This window comes from Deinococcus pimensis DSM 21231 (assembly GCF_000519345.1).
Classification (GTDB): domain Bacteria; phylum Deinococcota; class Deinococci; order Deinococcales; family Deinococcaceae; genus Deinococcus_A; species Deinococcus_A pimensis.
In genome coordinates this window covers 1-3,602 of sequence record NZ_KI912666.1, presented here as the reverse complement: position 1 = coordinate 3,602, position 3,602 = coordinate 1, and the positions used below count along the sequence as shown (strand labels likewise).

General features: G+C 71.9%; 5 protein-coding genes. 1 reads left to right on the top strand and 4 read right to left on the bottom strand.

What is annotated here, in order from left to right; genetic code table 11:
- Positions 1-681, bottom strand: a 681-nt coding sequence (locus DEIPI_RS32360; protein ID WP_045234646.1) for a Mur ligase family protein, incomplete at its 3' end; no start/stop codon positions are given.
- A gap of 98 nt (positions 682-779) precedes the next feature.
- Between DEIPI_RS32360 and DEIPI_RS32355 the strand changes: the two genes are divergently transcribed.
- Positions 780-1,286, top strand: a complete 507-nt coding sequence (locus DEIPI_RS32355; protein ID WP_027482654.1) for a hypothetical protein — start codon at positions 780-782, stop codon at positions 1,284-1,286.
- Between the two features lie 48 nt (positions 1,287-1,334).
- Here DEIPI_RS32355 and DEIPI_RS0117795 read toward each other — a convergent pair whose 3' ends face one another.
- The 3 genes from DEIPI_RS0117795 to DEIPI_RS0117785 form a co-directional block, all read right to left on the bottom strand.
- Positions 1,335-2,267, bottom strand: a complete 933-nt coding sequence (locus DEIPI_RS0117795; protein WP_027482653.1) for a phospho-N-acetylmuramoyl-pentapeptide-transferase — start codon at positions 2,265-2,267, stop codon at positions 1,335-1,337.
- Between the two features lie 61 nt (positions 2,268-2,328).
- A complete protein-coding gene (locus DEIPI_RS0117790) occupies positions 2,329-3,159 on the bottom strand; it encodes a hypothetical protein (RefSeq protein ID WP_245588595.1) in 831 nt (276 codons plus the stop codon).
- On the bottom strand, positions 3,146-3,602 hold a 457-nt coding region (locus tag DEIPI_RS0117785; RefSeq protein ID WP_027482651.1), incomplete at its 5' end, for a glutamate ligase domain-containing protein. The genes DEIPI_RS0117790 and DEIPI_RS0117785, both read right to left, overlap by 14 nt.

The window sequence follows — 3,602 nt, the reverse complement described above, 5'->3', positions numbered from 1 at the left end:
GAGCGCCACGCGCCCGGCCGTGAAGTGCAGCGTCCGCGCCCGCGTGGGCACGCTCAGGCCGTCCGGCAGGACGAGCGTGTCCTGACTGGTCTGCGCGCGGGTGATGTGCCGCTTCGCCTCGTGGTACGCCTCCACCGTGCCGTGCCGGTCGAGGTGGTCCACGCCGAGGTTCGTGATGACCGCCACGACCGGCCGGAATGCCTGGACGCGTTCCAGCTGGAAGCTCGACAGTTCCGCCACCGCCACCTCCGCGCCGTCCACGACGTCGAGCAGCGGCGGGTCGAAGTTCCCGCCGAGCCGCGCGCGCACCCCGAGCGCGACGAGCAGCTGCTCGATCAGGCTGGACGTGCCGCCCTTGCCCGCCGTGCCCGTCACGCCGACGATGGGCACGTCCCGGAAGCGGTACGCGAGCTCCGCCTCGCCGATCACCTCCGCGCCCGCCGCGCGCAGACGCGCGAGGTCGGGGTGGTCGATGGGCACGCCGGGCGCCGCGACGACCGTGCGGTAGGCGCGGGAGACGTCCCCGCGTTCGAAGCCGAGGTCCCGCGCGAGCGCGAGGTCCTCCTCTTGGGGCCGCGCGTCGAGCCACTCGGCGCGCAGGCCCTCACGCCCGAGGAAGCGCGCCACGCCGCGCCCGCTGCGCCCCAGGCCGTAGATCAGGAAATCAGGAGAGTCCGTCATTGGTTGCGCTCAGTCTAGGGGCGACGTGAAGGCTTTGTTAGGGGGCGTGTGAGGATGCCCGGGGTGGGGAAGTGAGGAGGGTAGGTTGAGGTGAAATATTGAAGACCATCGGTATTCTTATGACCATCATTCGTGTCGCTCTGGAAAGCGACATTCTCGAATTGCACTCTTTCGTCAAGTCCTCCGGTTGGGCTGATTCCAGGCCGCGCTCTTGGTACGGACTCGACCGCACCACACGATCAGGTCACGTGATCATCGCCCGTCGAGAAGAGGGCGGGGGCATCCTGGCCGCCGTCCGCTTGACCTTGATGAAAAAGGCCGGCGACAGGGCCGCGGTCATCTCGCGCGTGCTGATCCTGCCAGGGGCACTGAGCTCCAAGGAGCGGCAACATCTCATGAGCGCGGCCGCACGGCAAGCGGCGGCCCTCGACGCGCAGGTCGTCGTGGTGCGAGCCGCCACACGGCAGCCCTACGCGGCCCTGCGCTGGGTGGAGGTCAAGGAGCGGTCCTTCGACCGATTGCCCACCCTCGTGCAGGCGACGTTGAAGAACACCGACCCGGACCTCCACGGGTTCTACAAAATCCTGCGTAAGAAGAAGACATAGAGAAAGGCGCGCGGAGCATCCCCCGCGCGCCCTCGCCTTGTTCTGCTCCTACAGGCGTCCGCTCATCACGGCCCACGCGCCGAGCGTCGCGACGGCCGTGACGATCCAGAAGCGCAGCGTGACCTTCGTCTCGGGCCAGCCGGACAGCTCGAAGTGATGGTGGATGGGCGTCATGCGGAACACGCGCTTGCCGCCCGTGCGGCGGAAGTACGTCACCTGGATCACGACGCTCAGCACCTCCACGATGGGGATGATCGCGGCGAGCGCGAGCAGCCACGTGAAGTTCCCCGACCCGTTGAGGATGTACGTGCCCGCCACGAGCGCGCCGATCGCGTGGGAGCCCATGTCGCCCATGAAGACCCGCGCGGGGTGCGCGTTGAACCACAGGAAGCCCAGCAGCGCGCCCACCATGAGGGCCGCGAGCGGCGAGGCGCCGAGCGCGACGAGCGGCAGCAGGATGATGATCGTGACGCCGCCGAGCAGCCCGTCGAGGCCGTCCGTGAAGTTGAACGCGTTCACCGCGCCCACCAGGATGAACGTGTAGAGCGGAATCTCCACGAGCGCGCGCCACTCGGCGGGCACGCCCGGCAGCGCGGGCCCGATCCGCCACGCGAAGTACGCGAACGCGGCGCCCACGAGGATCTGCAGGGGGAACTTCTCGCGGGCGCGCAGTTCGGACGCGCCGCGTCCCGTCATGCGGGAGCGGATCTTGAGGACGTCGTCGACGAGGCCGATCAGGCCCATCGCGATCGTCACGCCGAGCACGGCGAGGTCGCGCGGCTCCGCGCCGCGCGCGTACATGAGGAGCCACGCCAGCAGGAGCGCCACGACGAAGCCGACGCCGCCGCCGGTGGGCGTGCCGTCCTTCACGAGGTGGGTCTGCGCGCCGTCACGGCGGACGCGCTGACCCCAGCCGCGCGCCTTGGACACGCGGATGAACAGGCCCACGAGGAACCACGACAGCACCGCCGCGATCAGCACGCGGGCGCTCCCGGCAGAAAACGGGTGGAGGTCAGGGGGGACGGGGACGGAACTCGGACGATCAAGACTTCACCTCGGTCAGATCGTAGCGGAAAACCCGCACCTCCCCATTTGGAGAGACCGTCACGACGAACTCCGCCGAGACGCCCACGACACCCGGCCCGTGCGGGACGCTCGCGCGTACCCGGCCCGCCGCGTCCACGCGCTCCAGCGTCCCGCCCTGCAGGCGGTACTGGCTGTCCGCCGTGAACGCCACGGGCACCGTGGAGAGGCCCGCGCCGGTGGGGGTGCTCACCAGCAGGGGCGCGCCGAGCGAGTCGAGCAGCAGCGTCCGCGCGGGGTCCACCCGGTACAGTCGGCCCGCCTGCACGGCGTAGTCGAGGCCGTCGCCGCCCGTGACGGCCTGATCGGGCGCCCCGACGAGGCCCGGAGCGTCCTGCCCCCTGAAGTTGATGGCGGTGCCGTCCTCACGGTAGGCGCGGGTGTCGGTGAGCTCCACGACCCGCCCGACCTGCACCACGCCCGGTTCGCCCGTGATCCGCTGCACCCACCCGGCGGCGGGCAGCGCCACCCAGGCGTTCCCGCCGTTCCACGCGACGTCCGTCGCGCGGCCCGGCACGGGCACCCGCTGCGGACGGAAGAGCGGCGCGCGCGCGAGGAACACCGCGCCGCCCGACACCCAGGCCACGCCCTGCGCGGAGAACGCCGCCGTGAGCGCCGCCTGCGGCCTCGTCACGGCGGGCGCGCAGCCCGCGAGCACCACGAGGAGCGCCGCCAGCCCGGACCGACCGGTCCGCCGCGCGATCCCGCACGCAACGCCACGCCTCCTCGCTTCGCCCGGCGCCCCCCCGGCCTTCGCCGAGGCGGCGTGCAGCGGTCTAGCCCAGCGCACGCGACGCCTCCAGCAGGGCGCGCACCACGTCGTCGAGACCCACGCCGCGCCGGGCGCGCTCCTCGGGCGTCCAGCTGATTCCGCGCGACGCCTTCACCAGCACCACGTCGCCCGGGCGCAGGTCGGCGAGGAGCGCCGGGATGAGTTCGGGCGTACCGTCGTAGGCGCGCTCGCCCAGCAGCCCCGCGAACTCGCCCACGTCGTACGTCACGTCGGCCCGCGCGCGGGCGTGCGTGCCGACCTCCTCGTGCAGGGCGCGCTCGTCCTCGCCGAGCTCCAGCATGCGGCCCAGCACCGCCACGCGCCGTCCGGGGTACGCGGCGAGCGCGTCCAGCGCGGCCTTCACGCTCAGCGGGCTCGCGTTTGTCTCCTCTTTGATGACCGTCACGGGCCCCGGATGCACCCGGAAGCGCCCGCCGGGCACCTCCGCCGCCGCGAGGCGC